The sequence below is a fragment of the Streptomyces sp. CO7 genome, assembly GCF_053474865.1.
The window spans coordinates 1-16,636 of sequence record NZ_JBRIOU010000189.1; the positions used below are offsets into that span (position 1 = coordinate 1).

The 16,636-nt window shown below is 69.5% G+C and carries 12 protein-coding genes and 4 pseudogenes; 6 read left to right on the forward strand and 10 right to left on the reverse strand.

Annotated elements, in window-relative coordinates; translation table 11 throughout:
• Positions 1-179 (forward strand): SCO5918 family protein (locus ACOV8S_RS32275; protein ID WP_448322151.1); only part of this gene is annotated, 179 nt, incomplete at its 5' end.
• Positions 180-1,316: 1,137 nt separating this feature from the next.
• On the opposite strand, the gene ACOV8S_RS32280 is transcribed toward ACOV8S_RS32275, so the two are convergent.
• The 5 genes from ACOV8S_RS32280 to ACOV8S_RS32300 all read right to left on the reverse strand — a co-directional run bounded on the left by ACOV8S_RS32280 (position 1,317) and on the right by ACOV8S_RS32300 (position 6,636).
• Complete coding sequence (locus ACOV8S_RS32280) at positions 1,317-1,655, reverse strand: MerR family transcriptional regulator (RefSeq protein ID WP_448322133.1); 339 nt, start codon at positions 1,653-1,655, stop codon at positions 1,317-1,319.
• 1,403 nt (positions 1,656-3,058) lie between these two features.
• Positions 3,059-3,373 carry a hypothetical protein gene (locus tag ACOV8S_RS32285; RefSeq protein ID WP_448322134.1) on the reverse strand — a complete coding sequence of 105 codons (315 nt, stop codon included), beginning with the start codon at positions 3,371-3,373 and terminating at the stop codon, positions 3,059-3,061.
• A gap of 704 nt (positions 3,374-4,077) precedes the next feature.
• Positions 4,078-4,590, reverse strand: coding sequence for a transposase (locus ACOV8S_RS32290; RefSeq protein WP_448322136.1), 513 nt, complete (start codon positions 4,588-4,590; stop codon positions 4,078-4,080).
• Positions 4,591-4,819: 229 nt separating this feature from the next.
• Positions 4,820-5,623, reverse strand: a complete 804-nt coding sequence (locus ACOV8S_RS32295; protein ID WP_448322152.1) for a GNAT family N-acetyltransferase — start codon at positions 5,621-5,623, stop codon at positions 4,820-4,822.
• Positions 5,624-6,192: 569 nt separating this feature from the next.
• Positions 6,193-6,636 carry an ester cyclase gene (locus tag ACOV8S_RS32300; protein WP_448322138.1) on the reverse strand — a complete coding sequence of 148 codons (444 nt, stop codon included), beginning with the start codon at positions 6,634-6,636 and terminating at the stop codon, positions 6,193-6,195.
• Positions 6,637-7,200: 564 nt separating this feature from the next.
• Here ACOV8S_RS32300 and ACOV8S_RS32305 point away from each other — a divergent pair.
• The 3 genes and pseudogenes from ACOV8S_RS32305 to ACOV8S_RS32315 form a co-directional block, all read left to right on the forward strand.
• A complete protein-coding gene (locus tag ACOV8S_RS32305) occupies positions 7,201-7,566 on the forward strand; it encodes a hypothetical protein (protein WP_448322140.1) in 366 nt (121 codons plus the stop codon).
• A 159-nt stretch (positions 7,567-7,725) separates the two neighbouring features.
• Positions 7,726-8,197, forward strand: a pseudogene (locus tag ACOV8S_RS32310) (methyltransferase type 11); the annotation flags it as partial.
• A 786-nt stretch (positions 8,198-8,983) separates the two neighbouring features.
• Positions 8,984-9,820 (forward strand): annotated as a pseudogene (locus tag ACOV8S_RS32315) (ABC transporter ATP-binding protein); the annotation flags it as partial.
• Between the two features lie 801 nt (positions 9,821-10,621).
• Here the strand turns inward: ACOV8S_RS32315 and ACOV8S_RS32320 are convergent.
• Both ACOV8S_RS32320 and ACOV8S_RS32325 read right to left on the reverse strand, forming a co-directional pair.
• The gene (locus ACOV8S_RS32320) at positions 10,622-11,053 is read right to left on the reverse strand and encodes a hypothetical protein (RefSeq protein WP_448322142.1); all 432 of its coding nucleotides are present in this window, start codon (positions 11,051-11,053) and stop codon (positions 10,622-10,624) included.
• Positions 11,054-12,419: 1,366 nt separating this feature from the next.
• Complete coding sequence (locus ACOV8S_RS32325) at positions 12,420-12,836, reverse strand: terpene synthase family protein (RefSeq protein ID WP_448322143.1); 417 nt, start codon at positions 12,834-12,836, stop codon at positions 12,420-12,422.
• Between the two features lie 72 nt (positions 12,837-12,908).
• Here ACOV8S_RS32325 and ACOV8S_RS32330 point away from each other — a divergent pair.
• A pseudogene (locus tag ACOV8S_RS32330) lies at positions 12,909-13,154 on the forward strand (HNH endonuclease); the annotation flags it as partial.
• A gap of 777 nt (positions 13,155-13,931) precedes the next feature.
• Here the strand turns inward: ACOV8S_RS32330 and ACOV8S_RS32335 are convergent.
• The 3 genes and pseudogenes from ACOV8S_RS32335 to ACOV8S_RS32345 all read right to left on the reverse strand — a co-directional run bounded on the left by ACOV8S_RS32335 (position 13,932) and on the right by ACOV8S_RS32345 (position 15,353).
• On the reverse strand, positions 13,932-14,144 hold the full coding sequence (locus ACOV8S_RS32335) for a cold-shock protein (RefSeq protein ID WP_448322145.1): 213 nt from the start codon (positions 14,142-14,144) through the stop codon (positions 13,932-13,934).
• A 425-nt stretch (positions 14,145-14,569) separates the two neighbouring features.
• Positions 14,570-15,129: pseudogene (locus ACOV8S_RS32340) on the reverse strand (IS5 family transposase); the annotation flags it as partial.
• 20 nt (positions 15,130-15,149) lie between these two features.
• Positions 15,150-15,353: a DNA-binding protein gene (locus tag ACOV8S_RS32345; protein WP_448322147.1), complete on the reverse strand. Its 204-nt coding sequence runs from the start codon at positions 15,351-15,353 to the stop codon at positions 15,150-15,152.
• Positions 15,354-15,883: 530 nt separating this feature from the next.
• Here ACOV8S_RS32345 and ACOV8S_RS32350 point away from each other — a divergent pair.
• Entirely contained in the window at positions 15,884-16,048 is a 165-nt protein-coding gene (locus ACOV8S_RS32350) for a hypothetical protein (protein WP_448322149.1), read from the forward strand.
• Positions 16,049-16,636: the final 588 nt, after the last annotated feature.

The following is a 16,636-nucleotide window of genomic DNA, read 5'->3' on the forward strand; positions in this document are numbered from 1 at the left end:
CCCGCCAGGACCGCCGCGATTTCAGCACCGGGGAGGTTCTCAGGGCCATGGCCCGACTCGGCTTCACCTGCCGCACCCCGCCCGAGGCCGCCCCCGCGCGCCCCGAAAGTCCGTTGCGGCGGGCTTCCGCGATGCTCGGCGCCCCCGTCCTTCCGACCGAAGCGACAGGGGCGCGCTGACACCAGAACGGCAGTGAGGGCGGTCCGACCGGCGTGCACCGGTCGGACCGCCCTCACTGCGTGCTGCAGAGCAGTCCCCGCAGAGCCGCTCTCAGCCAAAGCGTAGGCACCTGACTCCCGCGCACCGGAGCAGAGGGAACCCCATGCCGCAGACCCCCATGCGGGCGAGCCTGCTCAGAGCGCGGTGCGACAGGCGCCCCCGATGGAATTCCTCGGCAACAGGCGAACGCCGCATGGAACAGTGCACAGCGAGCATCTGGCGCGGCATACCGCCGGTCAGGCAAGAACAGTGCGAAGCGTAGAACACGCTTTTCCGGCAGTGCAACTGCAACACACTGATCATCGGCCGGCAACGCATCGTGGCACCCGACGCCTCCGTCATTGAACTGCTCCCGAGGAACCACCGGCTGATCGCGGTCGGCCCTCTGCCCGTGGCACCCGCCCTCGCCGGGCAAGTGCGCCGTCACGCCGCCGAACGAAGCCGCGCCTTCGACTACCTTGTCGCCTCGACCTGAGTCAGGTGCCCGACGACACGACCGTCCGCTTGCGCGTCCACAGCCACATCGCTCGGGCAAAAGGCCGGGAGGCCTAGGCCGGTTCGTTTCGTGAAAGCTCGCCAGGAGGCCGCGGAAGACGGCCGAGTGCAGGACAGGGAGCCGAACGGCGGTGTCGTATGTCAACTCCTTCACCGTCCAGCGCACCGGTCCCGAACACTCCAGAACCCGACGGGTCGGCAGAGCAGGGCTTCCGATCCCTCGGCCACCACCTGGTCGATGTCGTTACCGAGAACTTCGGCGAAGGCCGTCGCGGAAGTGGCGTCGTCCTCGAACCAGGCCGCCCACAGCGAATAGGTGGCGGCCTCGGCCCCCGGTCCGCCTCCAGCCGCTGACGGTAGCCGTCCCACAGCACGTCGGCCGGCAGGGGCCCCTCGGCACCCTCGTTCGCGAACCGGATCTCGCACGTGACCCAGTACTCGTCGAGGAGGTCCAGCAGCCCGAAAGCCAACCGCACCTGGTCGGCTGCATCCAGGTCTTCGGCGAACACATCACCGGCCCAGGAGTGCGCCACCTGGTTGTTCGGGGCAGGACTTGCTCTGGCAGCCGGGCCGTCACATGCCGGGCCGGCAGATGCGGCGCTTCAGGCGTCGGCCTTGTCCGCGATGCCGGCGGGGCGCCTTTGCAGTGCCTCGTTGATGCGCCGGGCTTCTTCGAGCTGGTCTTCCAGGATGATGATGCGGCAGGCCGCCTCGATAGGGGTGCCCTGGTCGACGAGTTCGCGGGCGCGGGCGGCGATGCGCAGTTGGTAGCGGGAGTACCGGCGGTGGCCGCCCCCGGAACGCAGCGGGGTGATGAGGCGGGCTTCGCCGAGGGCTCGGAGGAAGGCTGGGTTGGTGCCGAGCATGTCGGCGGCCCGGCCCATCGTGTAGGCAGGGTAGTCGTCGTCGTCGAGACGGCCGTACGAATCGTCTGCTGTCACTTGCACCTCTCTGCGGAACGCGTGGAGGGGCCCTGGTGCCGTACGGCACCAGGGCCCCGAAGGAACTGCTACACCATCTGCCGACCCTGATGCTGCGCCGGCTTTCTGTGTCCGCGGACCCGACCTGTCTGCTGCCGGGGGCGCGGGGATCGCGGTTGCTTGACCGGAGACCACCTCACTATCGATGTCCTGCGGTACCCGGGTTCGACATACTTTCGCCCGGGCGATCCTGATGGCGCTTCGTCCCTCCGTTCTTTCCTCGTGATCAACTACTTACTGCGTACTGCTGATGATGCGAACTGCTCCGCGGCGTATGACAGCGTCGCTCTTCGGCAGCCAGCCCCGTTGCCCGTCCTGCGTCTGCTCTGGCGTGGAACCCCGCTGCCGAACCTCCCTGTGCGCGCGCCCGCAGCCGACGCCTTCACCGAGGTACCGCTCACCGACTTCACTGCTGGGTACTGCCACTACGGTGGCGGCCCCTGATCACTGCGGGCCGCCCGGTCCGGTCGTCGGCCCCGTCGCCGTCCTGCAACAACTCTGGCTTCGAAACTCCACCACCGCACCGTCATGCGCACTGCCACTACGGGTACTGCTGCCCGGCAGTTCGTGTCTGCCGGGCCCTTGGGACCTTCTGACTACAAGAGAACCATAACACGCCACTGCCTAATTTCTACTCTGGCCGAGGTAGATTTTCGCGTGCTCGAGCGGGAAGTATTTCCTCGAAGTCGGGGTGGGGCGTCGGCTGCCGATCTTTGCTCCTGCCGGGGCCGCGGTGAGCAGGGGTGGGCCGTTCGTGCCTGGCGGTCGGCGGGCCGCTGTGTGTCGGATGCCTGTGCGGACGGGGCGTTGTCAGTACCCCCGCTTGCCACCGCCGCCGCCCTGCGCGGCCTGCCCGCAGTGCTCGCCTCGGTCACCGCCGCGCAGACCCAGCGTCGGCTGCGGAGGCGATCGGCAGGCCGGAGCGCGCGGCTCAGGCACTCGATGGGCAGATCCGCTGCCAGGCGCCGGCAGCCAGTGCCCGCCCGCGCGCCGCGACTGGGCTGGAGAGTGACCTGCCGGCCCGTGCCCGCGACGAGGACCGGTCTGCTGGGCGCCGCGTACCTGGCATACGAACCTCACCCCTGGCAGGCCGTGGACGTAGCGGTGGCCTCATCCTTGTCAGGTCGATCATGGGGCGTTGATGACGTCGCTCGGCTTCCCGACCCGGGCCACGCTCTTCGCCACCGTCCGCCTTTGTTCACGACGGCTTACCCCTGTTGGTGTCTGGCGTCGGCGAGGCACCTGGCGGTCTCGTCTTCCGCACGGTGAAAGACAGCCGCTGGGTGACCGGAGCAATCTCCACAAGGACGTGACGATGGGGCGGTGCCTGCGCGGAAGCGCCGCCCCATGCCTGAGCGGTTGAGTCAGAAGATCGGCGTATGTGCCTGGATGTCGGCGAGACCTTCTTCCATGGTCAGCGACGGCAGCACATGGACGCGGTTCCAGTGAGGGAGGCGGGCCTCCACCAGGAAGCGGTCGACATTCTCGGCCGTGTCGGCCCGTACAACCACGACGACCGTGTGCTCACGATTGACGAAGGGACCGGCCACGATGTCGACGCCTGTCTTCTGGGCGAGGTCCGGCATGTGTGGAGCGGTCTTGAGCATCAGGTCGCGCGTCGTCGCGTTGGCGGTCGGACATATTTCCGGATCATGGGTCGCGAGCAGGACAAAATGCATCTCACGGCTCCCTTTTCGCTAGGGGCCTATTGATTCCAGGCTAAATCGCTTGGAAGTGCTCCGCGAGCACAGCAAAGAGTCCGACCGCCGTTACACCCGGACGCAACCTCGGCGCCGGAGGGCGACCGTGGCTCACGCGCGGGCTGCCGTCCAGCCAGCTCCCCGGTCAGGACTACCACCAGCCGTCCGCTGTCGAGGAACACTAGGTGTTCACGCTCGCGGTCAGTGGATCTCCCGCTTGTGGTCAGCCGAGCGGGACGACGCCTCGTCCGGTCGTCGCCTCGGCGAGGCGGTGGCCGTCACCCGGCGTGACGAAGACATGGGCGTGAGCAGAATCCGGTCGACGGTCGCTGCGGCGAGGGTCTTGAGCATGATCTCGTCGCATCCAGAGCGATGACGGTTGCCGACCGCCGGACTCTCCCGTTCCTAGGCCGCATCGACCAGGCGGTGGAAGCTCTCAGCAGCGTCGGGCGACACGGGAAGGAGTCGCCCGGTTTCGCCCACGACGGCCAAAACGGTTCGAGTGATCCGACTGACGGCTGATGGAGAGTGTGAGCTGGGTGCTGACGCGGATGTGGCAGGACCAGCGCGACCACTTCCTGCAGGTGCTCGCGGACCTGGCCGAGGCGGAGCAGGCCCCCGTACGGCGGGTTCTCGTAGGGCTTCCCTTCGCCTGCAGCCTGGTCGAAGAGCAGCCAGGGGACTCAGGTCGAACCGCTTCCCCACCGGGCGGGGCGCTCCCGGCTGCAGGCTGGGGGTCTCGCTGCGGCGGAACGGTTCGACACGGTCGTGCTCGCCTGGTGGTCCGAGATCAACAGCGGGTCACCCTCTGCGAACCGGCCGACCGTTGCTGCGGTGCCGAGCGCGCGGGCAAGGTCAGCGGTCCTATAGAGCTTGGCCGGGGCGACCGCGTCGGCCGTCTTCGCACTGATCCCGCGGACGCCGATCGCCGCGGCCCTTGCAGGCTGTGCTGCTCTCGGTCTCCGGCAGCGCAACCACCTCGTCAGCGAGGCCGGGTGGACCTCGAGATCGGCGGCGACCTGTTCCAGGGTGACGCCGGGCTCGCGGTTTGGCGTGACTCGCACGGCGTCCTCACGGAACTCCTGGGGGTAGGGCTTGGGCATCGCTTCATCCGTCCGGCCCGCCTGACGGCGAGCCAGGTCAGATGTCACCCACATGTCACCCACCCCCCAGCAGACCCGTGGCGTCCGATGCATCGCCCCGGACGAAGCAGACTATGAGCACAGCAGGCAGAAGGGTGGCTCACGCTGTGGTCGGCCACCCCGGTGCAAAGTCAAGGAGCACAAGATTCGGCATGCCGTCGAGTGCGGCGTCAACCACCTCGAGAGGCACCGGGCTGTGGCCACGGGATACGGCGGGCCGGCGGGCCGCTACGAGGCCACTGCCCTCACAGCGGCCATCGGTGAGTGACTGTGACCGGCCCATTCAGGGATGGCGGACGGACAGCCTGCGGAGTCCTGACGTTTCAGGGTTGCCGGCATGTTCGACGAACTGGCCGCAGGCGCGGAACCCCAGGCGGCGGTAGACAGGCTCGCCATCTGCCGACGCCTGCAGGACCGCGATGCGGTGGTCCCGCTCGCGGGCCGTGCGGAGGGCCGCGAGCGTGATGGCGCCGCCGTAGCCGCGCCGGCGGTGGGCGGCCAGGGTGGAGATGTTGTAGATGCCGGCGACTCCCGCGTGGTGGAACACCTCGGCTGAGCAGACCGGACGGTTGTCCACGTAGCCCACCAGGTACCGGGCCGGGCAGGTGGCGGCCAGTGCCTGCGACGCGGCTTGGGCGAAGAAGCGTCGGACGGTTTCGGCGGGCGGGTTCCAGTTCGCGGCGAGGACCGTGGCGTAGTCGGCGAGTTGTTCGGGTGTGGTCACGCTCCGGATGTCCAGTCCCCGAGTGGTGGGAGGCGGCGGGGTGTCGTCCAGCTCGGCCCACATGGCCGTCTCGCGTTCGGACACCGGCAGACCGGCCGCCGTCAGGCGGGTGGTGAGGTTCGCCGGTGTCGAGGCGGGCCCCACCCACCAGGAGAAGGGACGGCCGGTGAGGGCCAGAGTTCCAGCGGTCTCGGTGATGCGGACCGTGACGTCGTCGGTGGTGAAGCGGGCCGCGGCGACGATGTTGAACGTGTCGTCGTCCAGGCCGCTGTCAGCGACCAGGAGGTCACCAGACTCTGTGACGGTCGCACCAGCCATGCTCCGGTGCAGATGACAGGCGTGCTCCGCCAGGTTCCGTTCCATCCTGTCCGACAAGTCGGCTTCATCAAGAAAATGATCGCTCACGGCGATTGATCCCAGCACGACCGGACGACGAACGCATGCCATTTTTGGGCAGTGCTCGCCCACGACCGGCACACCTGGCGACCGGCTGGTGGACGGCCGTCACCGCCGCGCCCGAGCTGCTGGGGAGCTGGGGCCGCGCGGGCGAGGCGATCGAGATCACCCGGGTCCGTAGGGAGGCCGGGCATCCGATGGCGCTGGAGTTCTACACACGTCTTCTCGCCCGGCACGGCCATGCCGAGGAGACGTTCACCCTGCCGGTGCCGCACACCGACGACCGGGCCTTGGCCACCGCCCTGGTCGACGCCGCCGGCCTCGCCGAGGAGGCCGCCGCCGCTCACCGCGCGGATCCCGGCCGACCACCGGCGAGCAGCATCAGGGCGCCGCGGTCCTGTGGTACCCGACACGGCGGGCGGTGCGGCGGCAGTTGGGCGCAGGGCATGAGACGGAGCTACTGCCGCGTCAGGCAACGTCGGCCCTGGCGATTGTCGTCATCCGGGATCGCGCCTGCCCGATCGGAGGTCCTGATGTCATCCGGACTGTTCCGGCGTACCGCCGGGCACCGGGATGACGCCGAGCTGCTGCAAAAAACCGAGAAGATCCTTGTCCGACCACTTCTCCGCGAGTCTGCCATTCTCGATGCGGTGGATCACCGTTGCCGTCATCGTGAGCTGGTTACCGGTGGCGGGGATGCCAGGCAGGTCCTTCTCGTGCACTCCGTAGGCCTTCAACCGGGTCACCACTTTGTCGCCCTCCGCGATCTGGTCCTCGATCTCATGGGTCCCAGGTGTGGCCTCCCAGAAGAGACGGAACGCCTGCTTGAGCCCCTCGCGACCGGTTCCGAGCCCCGGAAACGGCGGTGGTGAATGGTCCCGGTAGTTCTCGGCCACGAGATCGTTCATGGCCTCAAGGTTGCCCTTGTCGATTTCCGCGTAGAAGCGGCGAACCAACCTCTTGTTCTCTTCGCTCGACACGGGACTCCTCTGCGCGCATTCTGTACCATCGGATCCAGCGTTACGCCCGAAAGCATGCCCCGCCCGACCGTGGGACGGCACCCCAGGCACGCCGCGCTTCCGTGTGCGATCGCTCGGAAGCAGCCATGCATGACGTGCATGTGATTCAGCACTCCAGCAGGGCGACTGATGTCTGCCGCAGTGCCAGGAGACTGTCTCGTTGAACCGTCCATGAGATCGTCATGCTCGTGATCGAGTCCTGGGTGATCAATCACGACAGCACGGCCGCCGGTCTTGCGTGTCACCGCGGGGCATGCGGGCGGTGCGCCGACCGTCGAGGCCGTCATGGCCGGCACCGTGTTCCGCGAAGCGGGCCCGGAGGACCGACGACCCGACGGGCGCCGTCTCCTGTGAGATGACCGATTGGCCATCCGAGGTGGGCTGCGCAGCGGGGACGGCTGTTCAGGCGGTCACCTCAGCCAGCCCCTCCCGTGTCGCGCACCGCACTCGTCATGCCTAGCCTGCTGAACAGGCCGACGTTTCATTTCCTCGGCTTCCACGACGAACCCCAAGGAGGAGGCGGCCATGACGGCAACGACGCGAACCGAGACTCCTGTGGTGATCGAAGGCGGTGGTGTGGAGTTGCGCCTCCAGGAACTCGGGGGCGACATGTCCGCTGCGTTCGTGCGGTTCCCCAAGGGCACCGACATGGCGCCGGCCTTCACCGGTTTGCCGGGCGACCTGTGCCAGTGCCCTCACTGGGGATACCTGCTCAAGGGGCGGCTGAAGATGCGGACGGCGGAGGGGGAGGAGATCTATGAGGCCGGGCAGGCGTTCTATTGGCCGCCAGGACATGCGCCGGAAGCCCTTGAGGACTGCGAGTACGTCGATTTCTCGCCGACGAGGGAGTTCAACGAGGTGGTCGACCACCTCAAGGCGCAGATGGGATGAGTCAGTCGAGGTGTGGCAGGGTCCGCCCCTACGCCCGAGACGGTTCAGGGTGCGTGTGCCTGCAATGGCAAACGGTCGATCTTCACCGTATCCGGCACACGAACCCGGCACCGAAGAGTCAGGCATCCCTTCCCCCCTTGTCAGAAATGCCTCGCGTCCGTGTCGCTCCCCCCTGCCCTCGCTCGGCGACTCGACCTGCTGCGTTGCCCTGTGGGCCACACGTTCGACATCGCCCGCCACGGCTACGCCAGCCTGCTGACGGGCATCCGCGCCACCAACGGCGACGACGCGGCCATGGTCCAGACCCGGGCCCGGTTCCTGTCCACCGGCGCCTACGCGCCCATCCGCGACGTCGGGGGCCGCCTGGCAGCCGACGCCATGTCTGAGCAGGGGCGCAATGGTGGACGGGGGTGCGGTGCGGCTACTACCTGGCCGGGCTACTCGACCATATGCCCGGCGCCCGCGGTCTGAGGGCTGGTCACATCAGTGCGCGCACTGCACTCGGCAGTCCGTGCGCACGACCGAGCCGCCGCGGTGACCTGGGACGGTTTCCGTCCCTTCCACCGGCCGACGGGCGGCCGATGTCGTGCTGGAGCCCACTGATTCTCACCGGACCGGTGGGCCGGCCGGGGCCGGCTCTACCTGGGGGATGCCGGCAAGGCGGGCGCAGGGACGGCGCCGGGCGGCGGGACCCGTGGCACGTTGCCGCCGTGCCGTACGACTCGGACTCCGGCCGGGTCACGATGTCCCCGAAGGCGCCAGCCTGGGCGACGAAGACGACGCCTTCGGAACGCACCCGCGTCATCGCTGCCCGCAGCGCGGGGCCTGCACCAGGTCCTTCAGTAAGTAGGGCGGTATCCCAGGGCAGCGGCTGAGGCACCGAAGTCGGCCAGCGGGACGCCCAATGAGCCTGGTCCCTTCATCGGTCGCCGAACAGCACGAGAAGGGGCGGCCCCGCGCAACGTACGACGGGAAAGCGGGACCGCCAAGTCCTGCCGTCCGGTCAGGGCTGGCACGGCAGACCGTACGCGCAGGACCATCCACAACGCGTTCACGAGCGCCGGCCTGCCCAGGTGGGGCGTCACCGGAAAGATCGTGGAACAACTGGCCACCCAGACTCGGGGAGCCATCGCAGAGGAGTAATCCGGGAGATCAAGGCTTTGTGGGTGGACGCGGCAAGGCCGGTCTCCTGCTGGGGCGCCGCCCGCCGAACAACAGATCCACTGCGGCGATGACGGCACCGCCTGATTGCACGACCCCGCGCCTGGCGCGTGGGCGCTGATCTCTCTCCATTGCGGAGACCCGTGTTCCCCTTTCAGCACGCGCCGAGCTTCACTCCGGCCGTCCGGCAGGCACCTGGCAGTCGACGGCGCCGGTTCGAAGGGCTGGCGAGTGTCTCCGGGGCCGCCGCGCCCATGCCGGCCTGCTCTCCGTACGCGGCCTCAAAGTCGCCTACGCGCAGGCAGACGGCACCGACAAGGAAGTCGTCCACGGCATCGACCTCGACGTCCGCCGAGGAGAGATCGTCGGCCTGGTCGGAGAATCCGGGTCCGGCAAGACCCAGACCGCGTTCTCCGTCCTCGGTCTCCTCCCGGAAGGAGGCAGGCTCAGCGCGGGCAGCGTCCTTCTCGCCGGACAGGAGGTCTCCGGACTGTCCGGCCGCCGGCACCGCGCCCTGCGCGGCACCACCGTCGCGTACATCCCCCAGGAGCCCCTGAGCAACCTCGACCCGGCCTCCACCGTCGGCAGCCAGCTCACCGAACCCATGCGCCGGGTCCTGGGGCTCTCCCGCGCGGAGGCCGCCGCCCGCGCCGTCGAACTCCTCCGCACGGTCGAGATCCCCGCACCCGAACAGGTCATGCGCCGCTACCCGCACGAGATCTCCGGCGGCATGGCCCAGAGGGTCCTCATCGCCGGCGCGATCTCCTGCGACCCCGCCCTGCTCATCGCCGACGAACCCACCACCGCGCTCGACGTTCGCGTCCAGGCCGAGATCCTCGACCTGCTGCGCCGTCTGAAGGACGAACGCGGACTCGGTGTCCTCCTCGTCACCCACGACCTCGGTGTCGTCGCCGGCCTGTGCGACACGGTCGCCGTCATGAACCGGGGCCGCCTCGTGGAGACCGGCGCCACCGCGCAGGTTCTGCGCGCCCCTCAGGACCCCTACACCCGCGAACTCCTGGACGCCGTCCTCGACGGAGTGCCCGCCCGCGCCCCATGGCAGCCCCGCCCCACAAGGAGCGTCCCCGCATGACCGACCGGACCGAACCCCTGCTCTCCGTGAGGGAACTGCGGGTCTCCTTCCCCGGCAAGGGCCGTCGTGCCGCCCGCACCGAGGTCCTCAAGGGCGTCGACCTCGACATCCGCCCCGCCTCGTCGTCTGCGACGAACCCGTCTCGGCCCTCGACCCGACCACCCGGGCCACCGTCCTCGACATCCTGCTTCAACGCGGCGGGCTGGGACGGTTCCTTGCCGCGGCCCGGCCCGCGACCGGGAGAGCTGTCCAGGCAGCTCAGTGATCACGGGTGCGAGCGTCTCGTGAAGTGATCCCCTGGGGCCCGGCACCTCCGACGTGCGCCGCAAGTCCCAGCCGTTCGTGGCGGTGGGACCTCGCCCGGAGCGGAGTCACGCAGCCGACGACCGGGTGGATCCGATCCCGGTTGTCATGCTGGGCGATCCGACGGAACACGTCCTGCCGAGCCTCCTCCCAGGTGACCCGGGCTGTCGTGGCGGTCTCGGCATTCGGCGTCGTGGAACCGCCGAATGCCGGACGCCGCATGCCTGTCGCCAAGTAGCGTGTGCCGCGCCGACGTCCCGCCAGGTGCCCACCAGCGGCGATCCGGGCTTGGCACCCGATCTGGCATGGATGTTCCTCACCCCCCGGCTACCAAGGGCGGCCTGCCGGGCCGTAGCGGGATCGGTCTCGAGGGTAGGGAACCAACAGGGCCCCCGGGTTGTCAGGTTGAGACTTCGAACGCCTCGCCTAACAGCAAGGGAGCCCTGTCCGTTGCGGGCATCGAGGCCATCACCCGATCGATGGCCAGCCTGAAAACGCTCAGTAAGCGATCGACCCGTACTCCCAGCCGTACCGGAACTGAACGTAGAACTTGGTGCCGTCCTTGACGTCGGTGGCGGCCAGGCCCCAGGTGCCGCCTGAGATCGGGCGCCAGGCGTTGCAGGTGGTGCCACCGCTGCTAGGCAGGAAACAGGTGCGCACGTCGTCACCGATGGTCGGCTTGACATTGATGTCGTTGCAGTTGGACGTTGCGGTGACCGAGCCAGAGGCCGGCCATCTGGCCGGTACGGACTCGGTGCTGGTGAACGACTTGGCGGTGCCCAGGCAGGACTGAACCGCGGTGCCAGCCGCTACGGCCGTCGGAGCAGTTAGGGCCGTCAGCCCACCAGCCGTCAATGCGGCAGCCGCCAGAACCCGGAGAGTACGAGAACGCATTTCGTGTCCCCCTTCTGCGTCGGCGTCCGCCGACACGCTGCGGATGCTATTGGCTTCCTTATGTCGCGGTGAAGGCGAAGTCCCGCCACACCTAGTGACAGATGTGGAGAGACCTTCGGCAGCCGTTACTGGGGTCTTGTCATACATGGGCAACCGGGCGAGCCTGCACCACCTGCCCGGCCGGTGTTCGAGATCCGGCATGGCGTTTCCGCGTGTCATGGTCGCGCAGTACCGCCTGCCGACGTCCCCTCCAAGCTGCTCAAGCAACGGGTCGGATATCCGACTCGCCCTGTGCTGGCTCTTGACGTCCAGAAGGGCCCGCACGGGCACGTGCGCCTCCGCTGGATGGCGGAGGGTGCCGTCCGCGCAGAGGGTGTAGCGCGTGTGCCGTCCCTCGCGCTCACGCCGTATGTACCCGGCCTGTCCGAGGCCGCTCTGCCGGCCTTGGCCTGGCTGATGAACTGCTTGAGCATGCCGATCGTGACCGGCCCGACCCAAGTGACCTCAAGGTTCAGCCCCATGCGCGTTCCCTCCCCGTGGCGCTCGGCCCTCATCAGCTCTTGCGGAGTATCGGACCGCCTTTTGGCGGCAGCAGTCAGCGTGCGTTGAGCTGATTCGAGAAGCTGGAGGCCCGGGAGACGACCTCCAGCTAGCCTCGCGGGTATGGACGCTGGACTCGCCGGACTGATCGGCGCACTGGGGGGCGGGATCATCGGCGCGGCAGAGCGTCCGTCGCCGCGGTGATCGCCCTCCGGGCGGCGCGGTACCAAGCGGACCGACAGCGGCAAGCCACGCATGAGGAGTGGCTGCGGCAGATACGACGGGACACATACGCGGCCTTCCTCCACCATGCCAGGACGGCGAAGGAGATGCTCAGCCTGGACAGTCCTCTCTTCGATGATGGCGACAGCCCTCTCCGGCAGGCGATTTTCGGGATGGACGACACCATCGACGCACTGTTGTTGGAGGCGCCGCCCCGTGTGCGGGAGTTGGCTTGGAATCTCGCTGGCGAGGTTAGGTTCTCGCGCGCCCATCCCAGCCGCCGCGCGGGCCGCCTGGGCAGAGATTGCGAGTTCCAGGACCGGCTCGGCTAATACTCCAGTGCGGTTTCGCGACCTACATCGGCGAGGCGTCGGTAGTGGCTGTGGCTTGGTGGCCACGACGCCAGTCCGACCAGCTCAGGAGCGCGCTGAGCGAGCCACTGCGTGGGCTGCACAGGGCGCTGACCAGGCGACAGACCTCCGGAACGGTCAGGTCGACCGGATCTCCGCTGCGGGCGGGGCGTCACGGCTGCGTGGAAGGTGGAGGTGTGCAGAGGTCGTCGGTGTTCAGCAGACCGGCCTGCTCCGCCGCAATCAGGCCTACGGCGTCGGGTGAGTAGCGCCCCGACTCGCGGTGCCAGTCATAACTGCCGCGCATCCACGAGCGCATGCAGCTCGCCGCGCGCTCGACTGACTCCGTCTCGTCCCAGGACAGGTCCAAATCGGCGCATAGGCCCGGGAGCTGGTCCTGAAGGACCGCAAAGTACCGGACCTGGGCACGGACCTGGCGGCGGAGGCGCTCGGAGGGCCTCGTCGCGGGAGGTGTGATGTTCCCGCATCAGCTGGTGAATCAGGTTCGGGTCGGACCGTGCCTCGTGGTTCTCCAGGCCGACGATCTCGTTGGTCAGGACTACCACGTCGCAGGTGATCAGTCGCATCTCCTCCAGCAAGCTGCTGTGCCAGGCCAGCAGGGGAACGGCGGCGCGGCGCGAGGAGCCTGGCGTAGGCGGCGCGCTTGGGCGGCCGCGGTTCGGTGACGCCTGACTCCTAGGCGTCACCTACGAGCCGGCGTAACCCGCGGCGGTAGAACAGCCTCCTGGCAGAGGAAGCGCCGAGCCGGGCGAGCAGACAACTCCGGCGCCTCCGCCTGGGACGCCGCCCGGCGCGAGGCCTACGCGAACGACCTCGGGCAGGCCACGAGCCTCGTCGCGGTGACCGCGGCGTCCAACAGGTCCAAGTCCGACCAGGATCCCGCCGAGTGGCTGCCGCCCGCGGCCGGAGCGGTGTGCCGGTACATCGCCGAGTGGACCGCGACGAAGCTCCGCTGGGGCCTGGCCGTCGACCAGGCCGGGCTGCGCGAGCTTGCCGGCGGCTGCACGACGAGCTGTGCCGGGTTGTCTCGATCGCCGACGTCCAGCGCGAGTTCGACGTCCAGGCCTCGGCGAACGGCACCATGTGGTGGATGTCGAGGCCGGCGGCAGGCCGGCTACGCGAATCTCGCGACCCGCCGCCAGCTCCGCGAGATGGGCGAGAGCCGGTGGTAGTCGACGCCCGGCGCGCGCCCGTCGGACGGCACGCCGACGACCCGCTGCGCCTGCGCCGCAAAACCATCGGCATCCGCCCCAGCATCGCCCTCGGCGAGCGCGCGGAGCGCACGGAAAGAGCTGAAGGGCCGGTGCCGGGCGGGCCCAGGTACGAGAGTTGCCGCGTGGGCCTGCGTTGCCTGGGTGAGGGCCAGGGCCGCAGCGCAGCCCACAGTGACGGCGGCGTGTGCCAGCTGCCGGACGCCGGGACAAAAACTGGGCATGAAGAAACTTTCCGGTGAATATGGGGAGGATCGGGATCACATCCTTAGCCAGAGGCGCAGGCCGCGGTATCGCGCGGACAGGTGATCGGCATCAGCAGCATTGACCGGCGCCCCTGGATGCGGCTCCTGGCCGGCCGGTCGTCACGCGCCGCTCGGCGGCTGCAGCCCCGGGCTTGGCTGCCCGCTCGGTGCAGCAGCCGTCGGTGCAGCGCGTACTGGTCAGCGCGGTGAACTCTCACGGCTGCTGGGTGCTGCTTGCTGCCCGGCGAGGTGCAGCGCGCCGGTCCGCTGCGCCAGCGAAGCAGCAGGCGGTACCCGAACGCCTGCAGCGCTGGCCGAGCAGGAGTTATCCCTCTACCTGGACCTTGTCGGCCTGCATGCCTTTCTGGCCCTGGACGGCCTCGAATGTCACTTGCTGGCCCTCGTGCAGGGACTTGAAGCCGTTGCCCTCGATCGCCTTGAAGTGCACGAAGAGATCGGAGCCGGACTCCGGAGTGATGAAGCCGAACCCCTTCTCATCGTTGAACCACTTCACGGTCCCGCGCTGCCGTTCCGCCACGTCCTGTCTCCTCACGTTCGGTGCAGACCGGGACCGATCATGGCACGCGCTGTGCTGGTGAGGCGGCAGCGCAACGGCCCAGCAGCCGCATGCCAACGACACTGCTGGTACGCGACCGGCGGCAGACCGTTCCAGGCCGCGGCGTGGACGAAGCCGGAGCGCGCGCTCGCGGGCTGGTGGCCCGCCCCGGTCCTCCCGGCGCACCGCAGCACGGGATGCGGGAGCGGTTGTTCCGCATGTGCTCCCCCGGCGCACCACCATGACGACCGTCTGCCTCCCTGGCCGCTGCTGGCACACGCGTTCGCCGTCGCCCTCGGGCGAACTGCGGCATACGGCCGAGTAGGCCATGGCCGCCTGGCCGAAACCGTTGGTCTGAGGAAGCGTCGGCCGCGCCCCCGGCGCATCCCTCTAGGGCGCGCCGTCACTTAGAGTTCCTGACAAAGGCGTTGGACGTGGCGGTGGGTGATGAGGCAGGTCGCGAGGCCGAGGAAGGCTTCGTGGATGTCATCGCGCCGTTCCCAGCGGACACGTAGACGCCGGAAGCCGTGGAGCCAGGCGATGGTGTGCTCGACGACCCGCCGGTGCACTCCGAGCCCGGAGCCGTGCGCGACACCGCGGCGGGCGATCACCGGTTTGATGCCCGGGGCCCACCCGAGTCGGCGGTACTTGTCGTGGTCGGAGCCACGGTCACCGAGCACCGCGTCGGGCCGCCGACGCGGCCGCCCGACCAGGCCCGCGAGGGACGGCACCTTGGCGAGGAGGGGCAGCAGTTGCGTGACGTCATTGCGGTTTCCGCCGGTCAGCGACACCGCGAGCGGGACGCCCTCTCCATCGACGAGGACGTGGTGCTTGCTGCCCGGACGTGCGCGGTCGACCGGGCTGGGTCCGCTTCTGGGCCCCGCCGAGCGGCCCGCACATGGCTGGAGTCGATCACCGCCCGGGACCAGTCGAGCTGCTTCGCCGCCCGCAGCTTCTGCAGCAGGACGACATGGAAACGGGGAGGCCTCACTCCAGGGCGAGTCCTTGGTCCGCGAGGGCCTCGCGCAGTACACGCAGGGCCTTCGGACCCACACCGTGCAGTGCCATGAGCTGCTTCTCGGGCACGCCGGCGAGCTGGCGCAGCTCCGTGTACCCCGCGGCTGCGAGGGCGCGCGTCGCGGGTGCGCCGATGCCAGGAGGTAGCCCGACGTGTGCTCCGGTGGTTTCCATGGGGGTGATGGTGGCACACCTCGGCGCAGCGACCGCCCGACCCGGATGACCGTGACGGCGGTCACCGGACGGCGCGCCGCGACGAGGGATGCTGCCACCACCCCTGAAGGTGGTGCCGGGCCGATGGCCCGACGGCTGCCACCCTGCTCTCCTCGGCGTATGACCACACCGGCTGAGCCACTCCCCCGTTTCCCTGTGCGCTCCGCATCCGTCCTGGGCCGGACCTGGGTCGCCGCCCTCGTCGCCCAGTCCCGCTGCTCGGATGCCCTCTGGCGCAGGTCGGCGGCGCCTTGCAGTGGTGGTGGTGGTGCGGGCGCGGCTGAAGCGGCCCGCCTCCTGATCGGTGTGCGCCCACCGCTCCATGGCGTCGGCCGCGGCCTCGTACCTCGCCGGCGTGCGGTCGCGCACCGCGCGGGGAGACGGCATCCTGCGCGGTGCGCATCGCCTCGAGGCGGCCGGCAGCGGCCGCCTGGTCGAGCTGCTCGGGGGCGCGGGTCTCCTGCGGCAGCCGGCGCAGGTCCGGGTTGGCGATGCGGGCCCGCATCTCCTGCCCCTTCGCCCGGGCGGCCGCGATGACGGCCTCGTCCTTCGCCGCCTGCACCGCGGCCCGGTCGGCGCCGGCCGCATCGAAGGTGCGGGCGTTGGCGATGCGGGCGGCGGTCTCCCGCGCGTACGCGCTCGCCGACCGGCGGTAGACCTGCGGCGAGTTGTCCTCCCGGGCCGTCTCGCTCAGCACCCGGGCGGCCGCCGCCAGACGATCGCGCTCGGCCCCCGCTTCCCCCACGACCTGCCGCGCGGCCTGTCCCTGACCGCCCGGGCCGACGGCGCCGCTCCCCTCGACCGACACACCGCCGCCACGGACAACACCGCCCGCCCTGGGACCTCGACCTGCGCATCCGTCTTCTCACCGCTCCGGCTCGACTACCGCGTGCCGGAACTCTCCGACGGCCACGCTGGAGACAGCCGCCGGCCGCGGCGCAGGCGGCATGCGGCCGGCAGTCCCTGTGGCGGAGTGGACCGCGACGAAGCTCCGCTGAGACCTGACCGCCGACCAGACCGAACAGGCCCGGCTGCGCGAACTCGCCGGCGGCTGCACGACAAGCAGTGTCACCTACGCGCCGGTGCAACCGGCGGCGGCCGCTGGGCGCGCAACAGCCGTGCAGCGCCCGGCGGTGCAGCGCGGACCGGCACTCCGCGCCAGGCGGGCGCCGGCGCGGTCGGCGGCGACCGTGCTGCCGCACCGGCGGTGACGGGCAGCATGCCAGGTCGCTGCACCGGCGCAG